Genomic DNA, 20,317 nt, shown 5'->3' with positions numbered 1-20,317 from the left:
TCATGCAGTCATCCCGCCCCGGCCCGGTACTCCTCATCCTCGCTACCGCAGTCGCGCTCTTCCTGCTTATGCCTCTTATTGCAGTCGTACCTGTGTCGTTTACACCTGCCCGTTTCCTGTCGATGCCATCCGGCACCTTATCCCTTCGCCATTATCAGGCCCTGCTTGATAATCCTGCATGGCTCCAAAGCATCTTGCTCAGTCTGCGCATCGGTATTCTTTCAAGCATTATCGCAACGGCATTGGCGACAATGTTTGGCCTTGGCATCTGGATGTTTCAGCCGCGCTTCTCCGCCTTGCTCATCGGGTTCGTTTTGTTGCCCTTGATTGTTCCGCCGGTTGTCTCGGCCATGACGCTCTATTTCCTGATGACCACGCTATCAAGCTTCAATAGTTGGATCGGCTACGACACCTGGCTTGGCGTCGCCCTCGCCCATGCAGTGATGATAACACCCTTCGCAGTGGTGCTCATCCTCGTTGCTCTGTTTCAGGTTGACCGGCGCATAGACCTTGCGGCACGCGGCCTTGGTGCCAACCTGGCAACCCGCGCGTTCAAAGTCATCATCCCGAACATCAAATTTGGTATCGCCACGGCTGCACTTCTTTCCTTTGTCCTGTCATGGGAAGAGATCGGCGTCACGCTCTTCATTACCAGTGTCAACGCCATCACCCTCCCACGGCTCATGTGGATGGGCCTGCGTGACAATATCGATCCGGCAATCGCTGCTATCTCGGTACTTCTGATCCTTGTAACCGCCGTTATCCTTGCTCTACGAATTTTCATTGATCGGCGCAGGGCAGCGGACACGCAATGATCCCAGAAACCATTCTTGCCGACCTTCGATTGATCGTTGGTGCCAACAGTGTGAAGACTGGGGAAGCATTAGACCTGATCCATCCGGGTTCCGATGCGAATAATCTCAATGCGGCGGTAATGGTAGCGCCGCGAACAACTGTCGAGACGGCTGCCGTACTTCGTCTGTGCAATAAACAGCGAATTGCAGTTGTGCCCCATGGCGGACGGACAGGATTAGTGGGCGGCGGAGTATCTGCAACCGGACAAATTATCCTCTCCCTGTCGTCAATGAACAATATCGAGATGCTGTTCGCATCCGCAGGAACCGCCATTGTTCAAGGGGGTGTCACGCTGCATGCAGTGCAAGAAGCTGCGGCATGCCAGCATCTATCAACAGGTATCGATATTGCCTCGCGCGGCAGTGCTACAATAGGTGGGATGATTTCGACGAATGCCGGTGGCATGGAAGCTTTCCGGCACGGAGTTATGCGTCAGCGTGTCCTCGGTCTCGAAGTGGTGCTGGCCGACGGGCGCATCATGAGTGATATGGCGCAAGTGCCCAAATCCAACGAGGGATACGATATCAAGCAGTTGTTCATTGGAGCCGAAGGTACGCTCGGTATTGTAACACGCGCCGTGATCAGGCTCGCACCTCCGGATGCTATTACCGCGACGGCTCTTGTTGCGTGCATATCGGTGGACGCTGCAACATCTCTGTTTCAGCAATTGCAAGCCAGTCACACTCTGCATCTACTGCGCGCCGAGTTCATGGCACAGAACTATTTCCTTACGGCAGTCGAAAACCTTGGTCCGCCATCGTTGGCTTCCATCGCTTCAGCACCAATTTATCTCATTGTCGAAACCGATGCTGTGGATCAGGCATCAGCACAATCGATCCTGGAAAATGCGCTCGCCGAAGGCATCGAGGAAGGCCTCGTGCTTGATGCAATTCTTGCCCAGAGCGAGAAAGAGCGTGGCGAAATCTGGAACATCCGCGAAGACAGCAGTGTCATTGACCGCGTATATCCGAACGGTCACTGGTTCGACATCTCCGTTCCGCTCCAGCATCTGGAATCATGGCTGAAACAATTCGATGAAGGGATTGCGGTGCTTGGGCCCGATGTCCGCGGTTTTGCTTTTGGTCATCTTGGAGACGGTAATTTGCATGTGGGTGTTGCAGGCACTGCGTCCAAGCCGGACAAAGAGATGGTCAAATCAATCATCTATGCCCACCTCCGGGAAATGGGTGGATCATTCTCGGCGGAACACGGAATCGGGTTGGATAAGAAAGCGGAGCTGACCACGCTCGTTAACCCGGTCAAGCTGGACTTGATGCGAACCATCAAGTCCCTGCTTGATCCTAACGGCATCATGAATCCCGGAAAAATACTCTAACTACTTTAAAAAGTCAGCTCTGTGAGGGGAAAACGAGTCGATCAATCTGCCCGCCTCGAGAGCCTTCACCCCATGAACGAGATTGCCCGGAACGATAAAACTTCCTCCCTGTTCAAGAATCTTGGTGATGCCGTTGATAGTGACTTCGAACCGCCCTTCAGCAACATAGCTTGACTGAATATGAGGGTGCGAATGCAGGCTCCCTACAGCGTTCTTTTCGAACAAAACCTCGACCATCATCATCTCGTCGAGATAGGCCATGATCCGTCGTTTTACACCCGGCTCGGTATTTTCCCAGCTGCTGTCTTCTGCTGCAACAAAAAACCCGCTTCCAACTGTCTGGCTCATTTCAGATCATCCATGGTCACTGGATCAACGTCTGTATAGTCCACATTGTCGCCAGCCATCGCCCAGATGAACGCGTAGTTTGAAGTCCCCGATCCCGAATGGATCGACCAGCCCGGTGAAAGCACTGCTTCTTCATTTCTCATGACGATATGGCGTGTCTCGTCTGGTTCTCCCATGAAATGGAAGACTCGCGCCGTCTCGGGGAGATCAAAGTACAGATAAGCCTCCATGCGCCGGTCATGAACGTGACATGGCATGGTATTCCATACCGAACCTTGTGCCAGCTGCGTCATGCCGACAACAAGCTGGCAGGTCTTCACACCATCGGCGTGGATAAACTGGAAAATCGAACGCTCGTTGGACGTTGCCTGACTACCGAGATCCACGCGCTTGGCGTCACCAATGCGGATATGCCGGGTGGGGTAAGTCTGATGTGCTGGCGCACTCAACAGATAGAATTTCGCAGGCTCTTGATTGTCCGTCGATGCGAATGACACCGTTTCAACGCCCATGCCGACATAGAGCATATCTCGCTCTGCAAGTTCGAAGGATTCACCACCAGCAACGACCGTACCCTTACCGCCCACATTTACGATGATCAGTTCACGGCGATCCAGAAAATTCTTCGTGCCTGTCGGCTTGATGGCCTCAAGGGCAAGCGTACCATTAATGGGCGTCGCGCCACCGACGATCATGCGATCGTAATGCGTATAGGTGAGATTAATCTTGCCAGTTTCGAACAGATTGCCGATATGAAAATTGTGGCGCAGTTCATCCGTTCCCATTGCAGAAGCGGCTACCGGATCGATGGCATAACGTGAGCTGTATTCGGTCTGATCTTGGGTCATTGTATCCTGAAACTATCTCTCATTCGATTATGGTTCCTTCACGGAACCGGCTTCATAGAATCCATGGCGTGCCTGAATTCTCTCTAAATAGCGTCTCTGGCTCGCGGTCAGATGCGCACGCATTGCATTGCGGGCCGCCTCGGCATTACCAGCGGAAATTGCGTTGAGAATCGCGAGGTGTTCACGCTGGAGACCACGCTGATATTCTCCTGATTGCGCAACTTCGGTGGACCAGGGTGACGTGATATCGCAAGGAATGGCTCGGCGACCGAGGACGTCGAGCATTTCAACGTAGAAAGGATTGTTCGTTGCGCTTGCTATCGCGCGATGGAACGCAAGATCCGCCGGTCCCGTCGGCTGATCCTTCAACAAAAGCATATCGAACTCGAAAAATGCTTCCTGAATTTCTGCTTCCTGTGCGGCGTTGTGCCGAATGGCGGCCAGCCCGGCGGATTCGATTTCGATCGCAAGACGCACTTCAAGCACGTTCAGGGCAATTGAATTCTTTGTGCCCATTTCCGATGTCAATGCCCCAAAGGCCGTAGAGAGCTGCTCGATAACAAAAACCCCGGCACCCTGCCGCGGCTCGACCAGACCGGCGGCGGCAAGCTGAGCGAGAGCTTCTCGAATAACTGTTCGGCTGACACCGAAAGTCTCGGTAAGCTGGCCTTCCGTCGGCAGCTTCTGGCCAGGCTGGATCAGCCCACCCAGCAACTGTTCGCGGATCGCCGCGACAACCGTTTCGGAAAGCTTGGGCTTTCTCTCGACTTTCAGATCGGTCACAATATCCATGCTTGATGCCACCTCTATTCGGTATCGCCATGAGCGAGAACGCAGCCGAACGCAATTGCCAGAGCCACTGTTGTCAATCCGGAAATATGCTGCCCTCCCTTTCAGCAGCGTTATCCCGCTATTTGGCTCAAGCTCCCATGGAGAATAGGGTTATGGTTCAGCAAATATAATGTCAATATACAAATTATGGTTTATTGTATGATGAATTTTGGGATAGAAACTTCGACAGACTAAGAAGGCGATCAACTGATGAACTGCTTCTTATGCGGCAAATAAAATACCGGCGGGAGGGCCTCTCAAGCCGGTATTAATTTTAGCGATCAGAAACGCTTTGCGACTCTCAGCCCGAACGCATGATTCTGATCATCGGCACCTACCGTTGTACGATAATCAAAATTGGTGGACCAATCTGAATTAAGGGCGGCATCAAGTGACGCACCAAATGTAACGTAGTCATCACCGCTGTTCTCTGTCTCGACGTCGTAGGGCAAGCCTCCAATATCGGCATAACCTAGCTTGACTCTGCTTGAGCCTTCGAAGTCATGCGTATACTCAGCACGCACACCGGGCTTCAGGACACCCCAATCCATGGGCATCGTATATTCCAGTCGAATGCCAAGAATACCGGAGAGTGTATCGACAGTCTGCTCGCCATATTGCAAAGCGAGGCCATTTCCACCCTTCTCTGTAAAGCCATCAAGCCAAGAACGGGAGAAGTCCAAGCGCCCGTATGGAGACACGAGCCACGCCTCGGTCCGGTGTTCATAGCTTGCAGTAAGCGAACCGAATATCTGTGTGCCGTCGCGGTCACCCGAGGCAAAATCACCAGTCGAGGTTATGTAGCGCTCACTGTTGAAATCGAGCCAGCTTCCGCCGAGGAGGCCATCGATAAAGACCGATTTAATCGGAGAATAGCTGCCGTAAACTGCCGCACTATAGGCGTTTGCCCTGCTCTCCGTTCCGTTTTCACCTATATCGGTCGCATCCCGGCCGTACCCGAAGCCAAAACCTGCAACAAACTTTTTGGAGAACCGGTAATCCATGCCAGCGCTTACCCCAACGGTCGTATAGTCGAGATTCAACCCGTCATCATCACGTTCGCCGAAATTGACAAACCCGCCGGTCCACACAGCAAGGCGACCCATATTCAGTTCAGGGGCGGGCTGCCCATCCTTCTTCTTTCTCTCTTCTTCGGCAAACGAATGCGCTGCGAAATCCGGTACTCCGTTGGATGACTGATCCATATATTTTGAGGCGGCATCTTTACGCAGAACACTGTCGAAAGGCTCATCCATTTCATCAGGCTCGTCCTGCTCGGTGAATCCAAGCCTTACCGCCATGCTGTTGCTGCGACGATCCCCTTCATCGTGCAGTTGTTCAAGCCGAGAGTTAAAGTTCTTGATCTGGTTGGTTGCAAACCGTTTGGCACTATCAGCCTGTGCAGTGAGCAATCCTATGACTTCAGGATCTTTCGAAGGATCGGGGCGTGCAATGACGACAAACGTTATCGTTGCCGGACTGGACGTGCCGTAAGCATTTGCCAGTGTATATTTGGCTTCCAGTGAACCGCCAAAAGCCTCTTTTGATGCGTATACCATGTCATAACGGTTGCCGTTCTTTTCAATGGTCACACGTCCCGCGTCCGGATTGGACAAGCTGACAAGTCGGGCTGCTGAGAATGGCCCGCCGGTTGAGCCTTCTGTCAGGTCCACACGCGCTGACTGACCAGCAATAACCTCTACTGATCTTGATGCGGCAACAGGAGCAGGCGGAAGGCGTTCAGCAATTACTTCGTAGGTTTTCAACGCAGACCCGTCCTGAGCAGTTACAATCACAACAATACGTGTCTCACCTACGACGAGCTTTATAGCCTGGCTCGGCGAGCCGGACGTTACCGCACGCCCTTGGACAGTTACTCTGGAGTTTGCATCCCGTGAAGTTGGAGTGAGCGTTATGGTCTCCTGAGTATTCGGAAGTTTCAGCCTGTAGCTTCCAACTGTTGGCGAGAACGCGGGCTGAAGTGTTCCGGCATTCGGTAACAGCCCTGTTAGCTCGGCAACGACAGCTGGTCCTGCAACTGTAAAGGTCACATTGGCGGAAGCAACGCCGCCGACACCCGTCACCTTGTAGGTGGCACTGTCTGCACCACTGAAACCGGTATTCGGCGTATAGGTTGAACTCCCACTTGTTCCTACGACCATCGTGCCGTTGGCAGGAGCAGTTTGAAGCTCGAACGTCAAAGTTCCTGCACCCGTTGCAGTAAGAGTGAAGTTCTTGGCTTGGTTAAACAGAACGGAAACTGCAAGTGGTTGCGCAACTGGTGGCGTCGCTGTGACAGTAACGGTAACAGTTGCCGGAGCTGATGTTCCTGATGCATTGGAAGCTGTGTAGGCAAAGCTCGCCGTTCCAGCAAATCCTGTGGCAGGCTGATACGCAATCGTCGTACCGCTTGCGACAGCCGTTCCCGACGTGGGAGCTGTAGAGACCGCCACGGATGTTGGCGTCCCGCCTGTGATATTAAGAGTTATCGGATTTGGACCACTTTGATAAGCAACCGTGGCAGTAACCGGGTTTGCCACCGGCACCGTATCAACTGTCGTTATCATAAAGGCACGGCTGATCGTATAGGGACCAGGTGCTGGACTTGCATCGGTCGCGGTAACCGTGAAGTTCGCATTTTCTACAGCAGTTGGTGTTCCTGTAATTGATCCTGTTGCCGAAAGTGTTAGCCCAACCGGCAAAGCACCCGCGGTGACTGCATAGCTATACGGGGCAGTACCACCACTGGCCGGATTGAGCGAAGCTGAATAAGCCGTTCCAATAGTACCACCTGCCAACGTAGTGTCCGGAAAAACAAGCGTCGGCGCAGCTATGGCAAGGGTGTAAGCGCGGCTTGCGGTATATGGCCCCGGAGCTGGGCTATTATCCGTTGCTGTTACTACAAAATTCGCATTGACCTGTGCCGTTGGCGTACCACTGATCGTACCGTCGGCGGCAAGCGATAGTCCTGCCGGTAAAGCCCCGCCGGTCACTGCATAGGTGTAAGGCGAGGTACCACCTGAAGCAGCGTTCAACGTAGCGGTGTATGCGGTTGCAATCACACCGTCAGCAAGCGTGGTTGCAGGCAAGGAAATCGTCGGCGCATCAATAATAAGCGTATATGCACGGCTCGCCGTGTAAGGCCCCGGGCTTGGACTATTATCCGTTGCCGTTACTATGAAATTGGCATTCACCTGCGTTGTAGGTGTCCCGCTGATGGTTCCGTCGGAAGCAAGTGTTAACCCTGCAGGCAAAGCGCCACCGGTTACCGCGTAGGTGTAAGGTGCAGTTCCACCAACAGCGCCGTTCAACGCAGCAGTGTAAGCAGTTGCAACCGTGCCATTAGCAAGCGTCGTTGCAGGCAGCGAAAGTGTTGGTGCGTCGACAATCAATGTATATGTTTGCGTTGCAGTGTAGGGTCCCGGCCCGGGACTATTGTCTGTAGCGGTGACAGTGAAGGTGCTGTTCACCTGCGTGGTCGGTGTGCCACTGATTATACCATCGGATGCCAGGGTCAATCCCGCAGGCAGTGCACCACCTGTAACGGCATAGCTATATGGCGCAGTACCGCCGCTCGCACCGTTGAGTGTCGCGGTATAGGCGGTTGCAACCGTACCATTGGCCAGTGTTGTTGCAGGGAGGCTAATCGTAGGCGCATTGATGACAAGCGTGTAAGCGCGGCTTGCGTTATATGGCCCCGCACCGCCAGTACTATCTGTCGCAGTTACAGTAAAGTTCGCATTTATCTCAGTCGTCGGTGTGCCACTGATCACACCAGTCGAGGTGTTTAATGTCAATCCTGCAGGAAGAGAACCCGCTGTGATTGCATATGAATAAGGCGCAGTCCCGCCAGTTGCAGATACTGTCTCGCTATAAGATGAAGCGACACTGCCAGCTGATAACGTTGCCGGTGCCACACTGATCGTCGGTGCATCAACGTTAAGCGTGAATGCCTGTGATACGAACTGCCCGTTGGCATCGGTTGCTCTTATGTTCAACGCGAAGGCGCCTGATGTGCTGGGGGTTCCCGACAATTGACCGGCAGAGTTGAAAGATACTCCAATTGGTAAGGCTCCACTGATAAGAGCAAAACTATAGGGACCGACACCACCGCTGGCCGTCAAAGTGCTGGCATAGGCAATGCCCACTTGAGCATTGGCGAGAGTTGGCGGCGTGATTGCCATGGTAGGGGCACCAACTTGCAAAGTATAGTTGCTTTGTAAACTGAATGGCGCTCCTGATCCGGTCGAAGAGTCGGTTGCCCGGATCGCTATATTGTAGTTGCCAGGTACTGTCGGAGTTCCCGACAATACGCCTGCAGCACTGAACGATATACCGACAGGCAAGGATCCTGCAACCAGACTGTAACTGTATGGTGAAGTCCCCCCGCTGGCTGAGAAATTGTAGGTTGATGGCTGTCCGTAGGGCAGCACTAAATTTCCAGCAACCGGAGTCATCGACAACGTAGGTGCACTGATATTTAAAGAGTAATTCTGAGTAGCCGTTACTGATGCACTATCAGCTGCTGTCACTGTGAAATTGAATGCACCGGCTGCGGTTGGTGTGCCACTCAAACCACCAGCCGCACTGAACGATATACCAGCAGGAAGGGCACCTGCTGTCACCACATATGTATAGGGGCTGACACCGCCAGTAGCAGGATTAATTGACGCTGAGTAGGCACTTCCTACCGTCGCGTTTGCAAGGCTCGTTGCCGGCAAAACCAGCGGCGCAGGGTTTACGAGAATTGTAAAGCCCTGGCTTCCGGAAAAGGGACCCGTGCCTCCAGTGCTATCTGTTGCAGTGACGGTAAATGTAAATGTGCCAGCTTGCGTTGGACTTCCCGAAATGGTGCCGTCCGAAGCGAGCACTTTGCCAGGCGGTAGACTCCCCCCTGTTATAGCATAAGTATAAGGCTCGGTGCCCCCATCCGCACTGAGGCTACGACTGAACGGAACACCGACTTGTTCCACTGGCAAAGGTTCAGCTACAACTTCTACTGTTGGCGGAGCAATTGTCAGCGAGTAAGCTCGATCACCGGTGAAGCTGTTGGCGTCTGTAGCCCGTATAGTGAAATTAAATGTGCCTGAATCTGTAGGCGTACCGGCAAAAACACCCGTAGCGCTATCGAGGGTCAGACCAGATGGCAATGCTCCGGCCGAAACAGAAAATGTGTATGGCGCAGTCCCGCCATTTGCTGTGAAAGTCTGGCTGTAGGCCGCGGCAACAGTCGCACCTGTAATGGTAGCGGGATTGATAACAATTGTTGGTGCTGCAGCTACGGTAACTGTTACAGTGTCCACTTTAAAGTAAGGGCAATTACAAATAGAACTTGTGCTGCTTTCTCTCGCCACAATATCGAAAGTATATGTTCCTGCCAAAGATGGCGTACCGGTTAGGCTGCCGTTGGCGGCAAGTGTTATACCGGGCGGCAGAGTGCCGGTATTAACGTTATAGGTATAGGGCGCGATACCGCCGGTGGTCGTGAATGAGGCGGTACTCGGCACACCGACTGCCAAAGCCGGATTGAGTGGTGAGGTAGTCATAATCGGATTATCGACAGTGACGCCATAGGACTTTTGCGCGGTTGCACCGGTACTATCGGTGACTTCCACAACAAGTGTATGAGGCCCTCTCTCTGTCGGAGTACCTGATATCAAGCCCGAGTTAAGAGACAGACCGGGAATACTCCCAGACACGACAGTGAACGAGTAAGGGGCCGTGCCTCCGCTTGCTGAGAGATTCTGACTATACGAAACGGCAATTCTCATGGAACCCAGCGTACCGGGAGAGATCGTCATGGTGGAGGCGGGCCCGATCGTTACATTAACCGGGATGGACTGACCGGCAGCTCCAGCAAGCACAAAACTATCGGAGGTCGCCACATCCGAACCGCCATTATGCGAATACTCTATCAGGCCGGAGTCAATATTCAGAACTGTTACGGTTCCGTGGGCCGGAGGTGTCGTAACAGAAGGATTATTCAGCCCGAATGGGTCGCAACCGCCAGCATTCAGCTGAACGGAACCGCCATGCGCGACCGAAATGTTATGGGGACCACAATCCTGCGCAGATGCCGGATTTACGGAGAGCATAGTTGCTGCAGCGAGTAATACAAAAGTCAAACAAAATACAAAAAGGCTGCCCGGAACATAACTGATCCGGCCGCCTAAAGCTGACAATTTCTTCATTTTCCCCACGCCCCGCCCCGGACGACTCCCCCAGAGAATCGTATATCTACCTAGTCGGTAGTGCGCTTATCCTTACTTTACATTGCAGAATACTCAAGCATTTTCTATTTTTAGTTGTATTTAGTTGTTAATCGGTGCATAAAAATTAAAAGATAAGCAAAATATTCCAGTATAAATCTCCGACTGAATATACAATATACGAAATATATAACCGTATAGCGAAATTATCAAGTCATATATTTATACTATATTGTTTAGTTTTAATATATATATTATAAATTACTTATATAATAGAAAGATATATAAGAAATAATCTCAATTTCATCGAATAGACTTTTCTAGAATTATAAATTTCAATAATATTGATGAGAAAAATTGATGAAATTCAACGATTATTACAATTTCTATATTCTAGCAATTCAAGGCTACAGTCGACCCTCTACCATTTTGTAAGAGTCTCAGCCACAGAGATGATAAACATGATATTCGTAGTTATATTTAATTGAAATGAATCCAACATTCTTGTAATGACCGCAACATCAGCGCTGGCCAATTTCAGGTAATGGCGCAAGTTGGATTGCAATATGAGCCATTTTCAAAGAAATCTTATGATTACTGTTTTTTACGCCATTCGGTTGCTGCAAAAATTTGCAGGCAGCTTGGTCTTAAGCCTGTTCATTTTCGGGCATTGCAGCGCAAACGCACAGGAGAGTAACGAAAGCCCGCGCACCATCGTTCATCAGTTCGGCTCGACGCTCATCACAGGCAATCCAAAAAAGGTAGTGGCGCTTGAATACTCCTTCGTCGAAGCACTTGAAGCACTCGGCGTGACGCCTGCGGGCATTGCAGATGACAATCAACCCAAAAGAATAGAGCAATTGCTCGGCAAAAAGATTGAATACAAATCTGTTGGCACTAGACTTGAGCCCAATCTCGAACTGGTGAGCATTATAACGCCGGATTTGATCATCGCGGACGAGTTGAGACATGCAAGCATATATAACCAGCTTGGCTCAATCGCGCCGACGATCATTCTGAACAGTTGGGAAGGTGGCTATGCTGACATCAAAAATTCCTTGATCACTATCGCAGATGCTCTGGGCATCAAGGCCACGGGCGAAAAGGTCATTAAAGAACACGAGGCTGCCATTGCAGAACTTGCCAAAAAGGTTCCTGCAGATGAAGAGCGCAAGTTTCTCTTGGCAGTCGTTACACCCGATGTATTGACCCTACATACATCGTCGTCGTTCAGCGGCTCAGTGTTCACCGCAATCGGCTTGAAATCAGCTCTTGTCTCCAACAAACCTCTCGAAGGCGGCGTCGGTTTGGAGCGCCTCGCATCTCTCAACCCGGATGTGCTTTTCATCGCTGCAGATGCCGAGAGTACTCTGCTCGATCAATGGCGGACCAACCCGGTCTGGTTGAATATATCCGCAGTCCGCAATGGCAAGGTTTTCGAGGTTGATCGCAATCAGTACACACGTTTTCGCGGCTTGCGTACCGCAACGATCATTGCCCGTGATGTTGTCGATAATCTATACGCCAAATAACCGGTATTGCGAGGTTAACGTTGGATAGCACAACAAACCAGCGGCCGGGTTGGAGGCGATTCACCTTCCTGTTGATCGTATCGGCAATGCTGGCTCTGACGTTGCTTGCAAGCCTTGCAGCAGGATCTACAGAGATGTCCATCGGACGAGCTTTCCTGCTTCTGTTTAATCGCGACGGTTCGGTTGATGATGCGCTGATTTTCAGCGTGCGGATGCCAAGAGCTGTCTTGGCGGCGCTTGTGGGAATAAATCTGGCGATGGCCGGCGTCCTTATACAAACCTTGACGCGCAATCCCCTCGCTTCACCTCAGACCTTTGGAATCAATGCAGGTGCGTCCGTAGGAATCGTTGTTCTCGCGATGGTGCTTCCTTCGTTCGGACCTTTCGGAAACGTGATCCTCGCCTTCATCGGAGCGTCAATGGTGGGTTTGATTATGTGGGCGCTATCGCTTGATGGCAAAGCGAACAACATGAAAGTTGCGCTTTCGGGCATCACCATTCAGTTGGTCCTGTCAGCTCTTATTCAAGGTGTGCTGATCGCTGATAATTCCACACAGGATATGATTTTCTGGCTTGTTGGCTCAGTAAGCACGGCGCAGTGGCCGAAAGTCCTCATCATTCTGCCGTTTACGATTATTGGTGGGACAGTCGCAGTTCTTGCTGCACGTTACATAGGTGTTCTCGCACTCGACAGGATTACCAGCCAATCTCTAGGTCAGAACTCCAAACATGTTGCTGCTCTTACCTGTGCCCTTATTTTAATACTCGCCTGTCCCGCTGTGGCGGTAGCGGGACCAATCGGTTTTGTTGGCCTGATCGTGCCTCATGTCGTGCGGTTCTTTGCTGGTGAAGATCAGCGCGCGCTACTCATTCTTAGCGGTGTGGGCGGTGCCTTGCTTCTTAGTGGAGCAGATTTGCTTGGACGTATCCTCGCCTACCCGGCCGAATTACCCGTTGGGACATTGACGGCCATGCTTGGCGCCCCTGCATTTCTTGTGATTGCGGCGAGAAAGCGGATTCGATGACTAGTCCTTCCAATCGCGCAGTTTCAATATCTATCGTTAAAACGAACGTGCTTGCCGTTTGGGCAGCATTGCTGTCGGCTTTGGTGCTTATTTCACTCCTGGGAATGGCGCTGGGGGCAGTGCCGCTATCCCTAGGCGAAGTTATCACGGCGCTTGGCGGGGGGGAAAACGCATTTATCGTTCTGGAATACCGTATGCCCAGAGTGCTTGTTTCGATAATGGCAGGTGCCGCTTTCGCATTGTCAGGTGCACTCCTGCAGAACGCGCTGCGCAATCCGATTGCCTCTCCGGATGTGATAGGCATCACCAAAGGCGCAGGTCTGGGAGCGCTTACTGCAGTTATACTCCTGCCTCCAGCATGGTCGATTTGGGCAATTCCTGCAGGTATTGCCATCGGCAGTACTCTTGCCCTTTTCCTTCTCTTGGCAATCGGACAAAGACTGGGGGGGAGCGTGACCACGATGGCTTTGGTGGGTGTAGCATTGGGCGCTCTCGCACAAGCCATCACGCATTTTCTGATGGCAACCTATCCCGCGAAATCCGATCAGGCGATGCTTTGGCTAGCCGGGACTGTTTTCGGCAGTTCCGGCCATGATGTATTATGGTTGGCCCTCTGGCTTTTGATCTGCTTGCCCATTGTTGTCTTGATCAGCAACCTGTTGGACCTGACCGGCTTTGGCGATGACAACCTCTCAAGTTTGGGGATCAATCCGCGCTGGGCTCGTGCATGTCTCATAGTGGTAGCCGTAGCTCTCGTGGCAGGTGCTGTGGCCAGCGTTGGAAGCGTGGGGTTTCTCGGTCTTCTGGCACCCCAGATTGCCAAGGCGCTCGTCAGTCAACGGGCAAGATACCTCCTACCCACATCGGCACTTGTAGGTGCATTGCTGCTTTCGGTGGCGGATCTGACCGGCCGATTGATCGCACTGCCAAACGAGATTCCCGCCGGCATCGTCTCGGCGGTAATTGGCGGACCTTATCTGCTTTATTTGTTGTATCGGGAGGCCCGCTCAAATGGATAAGATCGAAACCCATCGGCTGGCAGCTGATGCACTGTCTGTTGGCTATGAGGGCAAATCTGTTCTTTCCGGAGTGAACCTGACAATTCCGGATGGCAAGATAACAGCTCTCATCGGTTCAAATGGTAGTGGCAAATCGACCTTGTTACGGACATTGGGGCGGGTAGCAGACCCGATAAGTGGTTCTGTAATTCTCGACGGCAGATCGATTGCCAGCAATTCGAGAAGAATGACGGCAAAGATAATGGCACTCTTGCCGCAAAACCCTGTTTCACCGGATGGTCTCACAGTTCGGGAGTTGTGCCGTTTCGGCAGGCATCCTCACAGAAGCATTTTAAGTTTCTCGCAGACAAATGACGACGACATCGTTGATCGGGCACTGGCTGCAACTCATCTGACAGAGTTTTCCGAGCGACCTTTGCACCTTCTTTCCGGTGGTCAAAGGCAACGTGCCTGGATTGCCATGGCGCTTGTGCAGGAGACACCAATTCTGCTGCTGGATGAACCGACGACATACCTCGACATTGCACATCAGATCGACATACTCAATTTGCTCAGCGAGTTGAACCGCAACGAAAACAGGACAATCGTTATGGTTGTCCATGACCTCAATCAGGCAGCGCAGTTTGCGCATCAGATAATTGCCGTATCCAATGGTGGCATTTATGCCGTCGGGTCGCCAGAAGAGCTTTTGACGGAAACCCTTATTAAGGACGTGTTCGGCATTGAAGCTGTTGTTATCCGCCATCCGGTTGACGGAACCCCATTATGTCTGCCACTCAGGGTAGAGCGAGCCCACATAACGACGCCCGCTTGAAGATAACTGAAGAGCAGACAGGCACGGCAGCCAAGAAAAACAGACCGAAGATGTCCAAAAGGCACTGGAAACTTCTTGGCGCAGTTCTGCTCTCCGGCAGGAATATTTTGAACAACACAGACATGAATTAAGCCGATCCGATCTATTGATCGCCAACTACCAGAACTGGGTATTTAATGCCGATGTCTTCGCCCAGTCGAAGCAACGTTCACCGGGATTACCCGACGAGGGGCCAGGTATCTCACTGGTGAAGACGCGACCAGTCGTCTCGGTGTCATTCCTGGATATGCTACAGTCAATCTTCGCCTGAGCTATGATGGAGAAAAAGAGAAAAACAACCTCAAGTTCACTTTCGGAAAGAACTTGTTTGATAAACAATACTTTCCACGCTCCACTGACAACAACGGCGGTAAATTTGTCGGCCAACTTCGCACATTTTATCTGCAGGCATCACTGGCATGCTAAATTCGAAGCTCACCGCTAGCTCGTAAGTATGTGCACTCAAAACCTCGCCTCGGTCTGAGGCGTTCAAGATCCCTGACAACAGCAGGGGCTTTGAACCTTCATCGGTCATGAGTATGGTTCCATTGTAGAGAACCACAATAATTTTTCGATTACTGATTAGATTTCCAGCTAACTAAAATGATGACCGCTTGCGATACATTTTTTGTCTGTGCCATCCCTTCACGAAGGCTTCGCTAGAGAAAGAACATACTTTGTTATCCGAAATTAATGCTTAGAGCGAGTTGTCTCATGGCAAATTCTTGCTCTAGACTTCAGGTCAGCTAGGTTAGGGTGTCATTTTTATCTTATCTATCCCGGCTACATTGCAACAAGTTTTGGAGAAATAGCATGGCTGTTCAAGGTGTTGGTGGCGGGGCGACGGGATCGGACGCTTCAATCGACAAGATGACGCAAGCGTTTGACAAGGCGATTGAGAAGTCAGCAAAGATTACCGAAATCACGACTGAAAAGAAGGTGGCACTTGATGCTGCCAAGCAGCGTCCAAACAACTGATTTTGACGTTTGCGCAGAGGGCTCTTGCCTTCTGCGCAAATCCTTATTGCCGGTCGGGGGCCTTTTGCCAGTTTGAGCCCGATGTAAAGACGTATTGAAATACTTCGAATACTTTGCAAACGAGGCAAATGCCATGGGCTCCGTCGTACGGTTTCAGGAACCAAAAACAGCGCTGTTGCTGCGTGTAACGGCAGGTGTTCATGATGGAGTTCTGCTTCCTCTGGAAGGCAGCTCCTATCGTCTCGGTTCAGCGGCAGATTGCGATCTGACGCTCAGCGACCGCGCTGTTGCCGCCCATCACATGACACTGCAGCTTCAGGGATCGAATGTCCTGATCGAAGCCATTGAGGGCGATGTTGTCATTGACGGTGACACGCTTGTGCCGGCCGGTCATGGCGTGCGTTCACCCTTGCCTTTCGAGTTCGAGATCGGCGGTGCAACCATCGCGCTTTCATCGCCTGTGTCCGGGACGGATAGCCTGCGCAAGATGCCACGAGCCAGCTGGATCGCCATCGGCGGCGGTGCACTGACACTTTTGACGATTGCTGCCGTACAGGCAGGCGTCAGTGACTTTCTCGGCTCGGGCAATGCGCCTGTTGCCCATCTTGCGGCCAAGCATGGTCAGGTTGTCGAAAGCATTCATGCTCCGGCAGCCGATGGGCCGGTTGCAGCATCGCTGAAGACCAGGCTGGCGGAAATCGGTCTTTCCGGTCTTGAAGTCGATGCAGACGGAACGCGGCTTACCGTCAGCGGCGATCTGTCGGCCGATGATCAGAAGGCATGGGCCAATATCCAGAACTGGTTCGACCGCACCTATGGCGGAACCTATGTCTTGACCAGCATGGTCGGGGCAATGGCACCGAAGGTGCACCCGAAGTTCAATTTACAGGCTGTATGGTTCGGGGATGCGCCCTACGCCATCAGTTCAGACGGAACGCGGCTTTATAAGGGAGCCGCGCTCGAAGATGGCTGGATCATCAAGGACATTCGTGACGGCAGGCTTATCGCAAGCAGGCAAGGCGAAGAATTCGTCCTGACTTTCTGATTAGGTACCTGCGTTGCACAAGAGCTAGGTAGGGAAGTGGGGGTGAATCTGGAATAGCTGATTGAATATTTTTAGGCGGAGGATGCACGATGACAGTCAAGGCACCAAATCTTTCTTCCAAGGATGCTGGCGGAACAAATAAAGATGCCGTAGCAGCTGCTGCATGGGAAAAAGAGGTGCACAACGCTGTCAAAACCTCCCCGGACACTCCTCCTAAAAATGAAATGGGCAAGGGCCAGAAGCGGCCAGAGGGAGACAACCGGACGGCCAAGCAGATTATCGACGATACTCCCCTTCTCCGCAATCTCGGCAATCAAAGCGGCGTCAAGGACAATCTGAAAAAGCAGGTCGGCGACTTCGAGAATGACGCTGACGCTGCATATCGGGCAGTCAAAGTTCTGGAACACGTCGAAACCGTTGATGAAGACGGCAAGCTTACTGATGGCAAAGAGGCCGGAAACGGCAGCATTGACGGTTTTACCAGGGATGGTGAAGCCAGACACGGAACAGAGGCAGGCCGCCTTCAGGACTTCGGGAAGTATGGCTATTCCAATCTGAAAGGCGAGATCGTCGTATCGGATATAGGCGAAAATCAAAAACGCCCTGAAGGCGACAATCGTTCTGCCAAGCAGATTATCGACGACACCCCGCTTCTTCGCAATCTTGGCAACCAGAGCAATGTCAAAGACAACCTTAAGAAACGTGTCGGCGATTTCGATAACGATGCCGATGCTGCATACCGGGCAAGCCAGGTTGTGGAACATGTGGAAAATCTGGATGAGAGTGGCAAGAGGATAACCGACAGCGACAGGCTGTTATCGGGTGATGAGAAAGGGAATGGCAAGATCGATGGTTTCACTAAAGGCGGTGATGCCAAGCACGGAACAGAAGCAGGCCGTCTCCAGGATTTCGGCAAATACGGTTTTTCTAATCTCAAGGGCGATTTGATACAGATCAAGCCCAAAGCCTATTCGGACAAAGCTGCACCACCTGATGAACCCAAATCCGTACAGGAATTGCGTGAGAAATACGGCATCCCGTCATTTGGCGCCGAAGGCATCATGGACATGGAGCTATACGGTGACAAAACTGTTGGTACAAAGACCGCTGAAAGTTTTGTTAAAGGCATCAAAGACGATATCGAAAGCGGAAAGCTGTCCAAGGATTCTGACGAGGCAAAAATCGTCAAGTTGATGGATGCGCAGGCCGCTGTAGACAACGGATATGATCTTTATGGCTACGCAGAAGCCATCAATCTTGGCAGCGGGACCTATCGTGAATCCGACAAGGACCCCACCAAACTCAACGGCCATGACGTCAAGGAAATAATCGATGAGGAAAAACTCGCAAAAGAGCTTTCCGGGTTGATGCAGAAAGACGGCATTAAGGATCGTTATGACAAGGAGCTGAAGAAAGCGGTCAGTGAATTGCCTGAAGGAACGCTCAACGAAGTTAGGGAGCAAGTCTTCCCTGCCCTGTTCAACAAGGACAGCCGTGACGCCAATCTGAAATTTGAAGAATATGTCATTGCCATGAATGACTCGGGGGATCCGAAAAAATCTGAAATGGCGGAGCTGGATGTAGACCGTTATTTCGAATCTTTGCGCATCCTGGAGCCCGATAGCTATGCTGCGCGTCGGCAGACATTCAACCAGAACATGATGACACATCAGCTCGACACTTACATGGAAAAGCCGGAAACGGTGAAGCCTGAAAATATCGAGAATGGTCTGCGTTCGACATTCTCAATGGTTAAAGGCGGACTCAATACGACGCTGGCAGGATTGGACAAAGGTGATAAAAGTTACGACCTTTACAAGAAGATGCAGGATGAGTTTGACATCCTGGACGGAAGAATTGAGGGCTTGAAGCCGGAGGATAACAGCAAGATTGCAGCTGCCATCAGGCAGGCCGCAGCAACCGGTGATGCCAAGACTATCGACAAGGTCGTAGATGAGCAGCTAAAAGGCCTTTCGACCAATCGTGAGGAAACTGCCGGTTCACTCAAGAAGGCACTGCATTCCGCAAGCGACACTGGTACGCTCGGCGCTATATCTGGTACGATGAACTTGGTCAGCGGTGCCCTGCAGATTGCCAATGGCGGCGGCTGGGGTGAAATGACATCAGACGAGCAGTTAGCTGCCGCTCGTGATCTGGTAGGCGGTTTGGGTGCAACCCCCGATTTCCTCAAGTTCGGTTCAAACATTGTGGAAACCCTCGGCGGCACACAGAACGCAGACCCTGCAGCTGGTGCCGATGGTAAACCGCAACCCAAAATCAAAGCCACGGAATGGCTTGGCCTGATCGATGAAAACTTCCCAGACATCTGGGGCAAGAAGGAAACGAAATCAGATAAACTCGCCACTGAAATCAATGAGCGGATAGGGAAGTCCTCCGAAAATCTGAAATCCTATGACGTGACCAAATTCACGCCCGAGGAACTGAAAGACTACGAAAAAACCATCAAATCTCTCGGCGAAGCGATGGGCGCTAAAGACGGTCCCAACGGTAAGAAACCAAATGCCGCCGTCGCAGCCGGACGTTCGTTCCTCCGCTTCATGGGTGGAGCTGGTCTGGATTTGACAGGCGGTGTCATGGACATTGTATCCGGAGCCCGCAAGCTCAAGAAAGCGGATACTGCACTTGAGAAGGCAGATGCGGCTTTCTCATTAGGAACAGGTGTGGCTGGAACCGGTTCGGCGATAGCAAACACTATATCGATGTTTGCCCCCAAAGGCGGTCATCTTGCAGCAAAATTGGCCGGCGATATCGCCTCGACAGTTGTGCGTGGCATAGGCATAGGCGCGCGTGTCGCCGGTCCCGTTCTCGGCGTGGCAGGTTTGGTATTCGGCATCGCTGGCACCCTGATTGCCGAGGCCGTAGAACACGCCAAGATGCAAAAGCTGACAGACTCGCAAGGCCAGTTCTTCAAGGATCTCGCCAGCGCGGGCGTAACAAAGGACGATTGGGGCGACAAGCTCGAATATGCCCGTTACGCCAGCTACATGTATGGCGGTCGTGACTCAGCCGATGACAAATCGATTTTTGAATTTCAGGCAGACGAATGGAAGCATTTCAAGGAAACAGAGGGCAAAAAAGGAAGCTCGCTTTTCCGTCTTGCGCCCTACCTGCACAAGGACGGTGATCCCAACAGCAAGAATCTTTGGGAGAAGCATCTGACTGGCTCGACAACCAGGGACGGTCCACATGGTCATCAGTCTCATACCGATGATTGGCGTCCCTGGGGAAGCACAGACATGGAAGCGGGTAAAAAGGAGTCCGCTTGAGCAAACCACCAGACGAAAGAACAGGCACAGCGACATTCCGGATGAGCAGGCCTGTATGACTTGTTGCTGCGGTCTCTGATTGAACAACGCCAATCAGGTTATCGCAAATGTCCGATCAACGATAATTACCGCGTCCTTCCTGAAACCGGGT

14 protein-coding genes are annotated in these 20,317 nt (G+C 52.0%); 9 read left to right on the top strand and 5 right to left on the bottom strand.

The window, feature by feature from the left end; genetic code table 11:
- The first annotated feature begins 2 nt into the window (after window positions 1-2).
- The gene (locus tag ABKW30_RS23855; RefSeq protein ID WP_348601433.1) at window positions 3-815 is read left to right on the top strand and encodes an ABC transporter permease; all 813 of its coding nucleotides are present in this window, start codon (window positions 3-5) and stop codon (window positions 813-815) included.
- On the top strand, window positions 812-2,191 hold the full coding sequence (locus tag ABKW30_RS23850; RefSeq protein WP_348601432.1) for an FAD-binding oxidoreductase: 1,380 nt from the start codon (window positions 812-814) through the stop codon (window positions 2,189-2,191). Before ABKW30_RS23855 ends, ABKW30_RS23850 begins: the two co-directional genes overlap by 4 nt.
- Here ABKW30_RS23850 and ABKW30_RS23845 read toward each other — a convergent pair whose 3' ends face one another.
- The 4 genes from ABKW30_RS23845 to ABKW30_RS23830 form a co-directional block, all read right to left on the bottom strand.
- Entirely contained in the window at window positions 2,192-2,539 is a 348-nt protein-coding gene (locus tag ABKW30_RS23845) for a cupin domain-containing protein (protein ID WP_348601431.1), read from the bottom strand. It abuts the gene before it with no gap.
- A complete protein-coding gene (gene kduI, locus ABKW30_RS23840; protein ID WP_348601430.1) occupies window positions 2,536-3,387 on the bottom strand; it encodes a 5-dehydro-4-deoxy-D-glucuronate isomerase in 852 nt (283 codons plus the stop codon). The genes ABKW30_RS23845 and kduI overlap by 4 nt, the downstream gene beginning before the upstream one ends.
- 27 nt (window positions 3,388-3,414) lie before the next feature.
- On the bottom strand, window positions 3,415-4,179 hold the full coding sequence (locus tag ABKW30_RS23835; RefSeq protein ID WP_348601429.1) for a FadR/GntR family transcriptional regulator: 765 nt from the start codon (window positions 4,177-4,179) through the stop codon (window positions 3,415-3,417).
- 320 nt (window positions 4,180-4,499) lie between these two features.
- Window positions 4,500-10,409, bottom strand: coding sequence for a putative Ig domain-containing protein (locus ABKW30_RS23830; RefSeq protein ID WP_348601428.1), 5,910 nt, complete (start codon window positions 10,407-10,409; stop codon window positions 4,500-4,502).
- 608 nt (window positions 10,410-11,017) lie between these two features.
- Here ABKW30_RS23830 and ABKW30_RS23825 point away from each other — a divergent pair.
- Genes ABKW30_RS23825 through ABKW30_RS23810 form a run of 4 tightly spaced genes read left to right on the top strand, consistent with a single transcriptional unit; the run spans window position 11,018 to window position 14,817 of the window.
- A complete protein-coding gene (locus tag ABKW30_RS23825; RefSeq protein WP_348601427.1) occupies window positions 11,018-11,959 on the top strand; it encodes an ABC transporter substrate-binding protein in 942 nt (313 codons plus the stop codon).
- Between the two features lie 20 nt (window positions 11,960-11,979).
- Window positions 11,980-12,984, top strand: coding sequence for an iron ABC transporter permease (locus ABKW30_RS23820; protein ID WP_348601426.1), 1,005 nt, complete (start codon window positions 11,980-11,982; stop codon window positions 12,982-12,984).
- Window positions 12,981-14,003, top strand: a complete 1,023-nt coding sequence (locus ABKW30_RS23815; RefSeq protein ID WP_348601425.1) for an iron chelate uptake ABC transporter family permease subunit — start codon at window positions 12,981-12,983, stop codon at window positions 14,001-14,003. The genes ABKW30_RS23820 and ABKW30_RS23815 overlap by 4 nt, the downstream gene beginning before the upstream one ends.
- Window positions 13,996-14,817: an ABC transporter ATP-binding protein gene (locus ABKW30_RS23810; RefSeq protein WP_348601424.1), complete on the top strand. Its 822-nt coding sequence runs from the start codon at window positions 13,996-13,998 to the stop codon at window positions 14,815-14,817. Before ABKW30_RS23815 ends, ABKW30_RS23810 begins: the two co-directional genes overlap by 8 nt.
- Window positions 14,818-15,163: 346 nt before the next feature.
- Here ABKW30_RS23810 and ABKW30_RS23805 read toward each other — a convergent pair whose 3' ends face one another.
- Window positions 15,164-15,391 (bottom strand): hypothetical protein, encoded by a 228-nt coding sequence (locus tag ABKW30_RS23805; RefSeq protein ID WP_348601423.1) that lies wholly within the window; start codon window positions 15,389-15,391, stop codon window positions 15,164-15,166.
- A 278-nt stretch (window positions 15,392-15,669) separates the two neighbouring features.
- On the opposite strand from ABKW30_RS23805, the gene ABKW30_RS23800 reads away from it, so the two are divergent.
- The 3 genes from ABKW30_RS23800 (at window position 15,670) to ABKW30_RS23790 (ending at window position 20,166) form a co-directional block, all read left to right on the top strand.
- Window positions 15,670-15,834 (top strand): hypothetical protein, encoded by a 165-nt coding sequence (locus ABKW30_RS23800; RefSeq protein ID WP_163025336.1) that lies wholly within the window; start codon window positions 15,670-15,672, stop codon window positions 15,832-15,834.
- 133 nt (window positions 15,835-15,967) lie between these two features.
- The gene (locus ABKW30_RS23795) at window positions 15,968-16,879 is read left to right on the top strand and encodes an FHA domain-containing protein (RefSeq protein WP_348601422.1); all 912 of its coding nucleotides are present in this window, start codon (window positions 15,968-15,970) and stop codon (window positions 16,877-16,879) included.
- A gap of 89 nt (window positions 16,880-16,968) precedes the next feature.
- The gene (locus ABKW30_RS23790) at window positions 16,969-20,166 is read left to right on the top strand and encodes a hypothetical protein (RefSeq protein ID WP_348601421.1); all 3,198 of its coding nucleotides are present in this window, start codon (window positions 16,969-16,971) and stop codon (window positions 20,164-20,166) included.
- Window positions 20,167-20,317 lie beyond the last annotated feature (151 nt).

Origin of the sequence: Phyllobacterium sp. SB3, from assembly GCF_040009165.1 — a bacterium.
Taxonomy (GTDB): domain Bacteria; phylum Pseudomonadota; class Alphaproteobacteria; order Rhizobiales; family Rhizobiaceae; genus Phyllobacterium.
This window is presented reverse-complemented; position numbering and strand designations above follow the sequence as displayed.

Coding starts and splice junctions, on each gene's coding strand:
- ABKW30_RS23795 (WP_348601422.1), top strand. CDS start 15,968: ATGGGCTCCGTCGTACGGTTTCAGGAACCAAAAACAGCGCTGTTGCTG.
- ABKW30_RS23825 (WP_348601427.1), top strand. CDS start 11,018: ATGATTACTGTTTTTTACGCCATTCGGTTGCTGCAAAAATTTGCAGGC.
- ABKW30_RS23830 (WP_348601428.1), bottom strand. CDS start 10,409: ATGAAGAAATTGTCAGCTTTAGGCGGCCGGATCAGTTATGTTCCGGGC.
- ABKW30_RS23835 (WP_348601429.1), bottom strand. CDS start 4,179: ATGGATATTGTGACCGATCTGAAAGTCGAGAGAAAGCCCAAGCTTTCC.
- ABKW30_RS23790 (WP_348601421.1), top strand. CDS start 16,969: ATGACAGTCAAGGCACCAAATCTTTCTTCCAAGGATGCTGGCGGAACA.
- kduI (WP_348601430.1), bottom strand. CDS start 3,387: ATGACCCAAGATCAGACCGAATACAGCTCACGTTATGCCATCGATCCG.
- ABKW30_RS23815 (WP_348601425.1), top strand. CDS start 12,981: ATGACTAGTCCTTCCAATCGCGCAGTTTCAATATCTATCGTTAAAACG.
- ABKW30_RS23810 (WP_348601424.1), top strand. CDS start 13,996: ATGGATAAGATCGAAACCCATCGGCTGGCAGCTGATGCACTGTCTGTT.
- ABKW30_RS23855 (WP_348601433.1), top strand. CDS start 3: ATGCAGTCATCCCGCCCCGGCCCGGTACTCCTCATCCTCGCTACCGCA.
- ABKW30_RS23845 (WP_348601431.1), bottom strand. CDS start 2,539: ATGAGCCAGACAGTTGGAAGCGGGTTTTTTGTTGCAGCAGAAGACAGC.
- ABKW30_RS23800 (WP_163025336.1), top strand. CDS start 15,670: ATGGCTGTTCAAGGTGTTGGTGGCGGGGCGACGGGATCGGACGCTTCA.
- ABKW30_RS23805 (WP_348601423.1), bottom strand. CDS start 15,391: ATGACCGATGAAGGTTCAAAGCCCCTGCTGTTGTCAGGGATCTTGAAC.
- ABKW30_RS23850 (WP_348601432.1), top strand. CDS start 812: ATGATCCCAGAAACCATTCTTGCCGACCTTCGATTGATCGTTGGTGCC.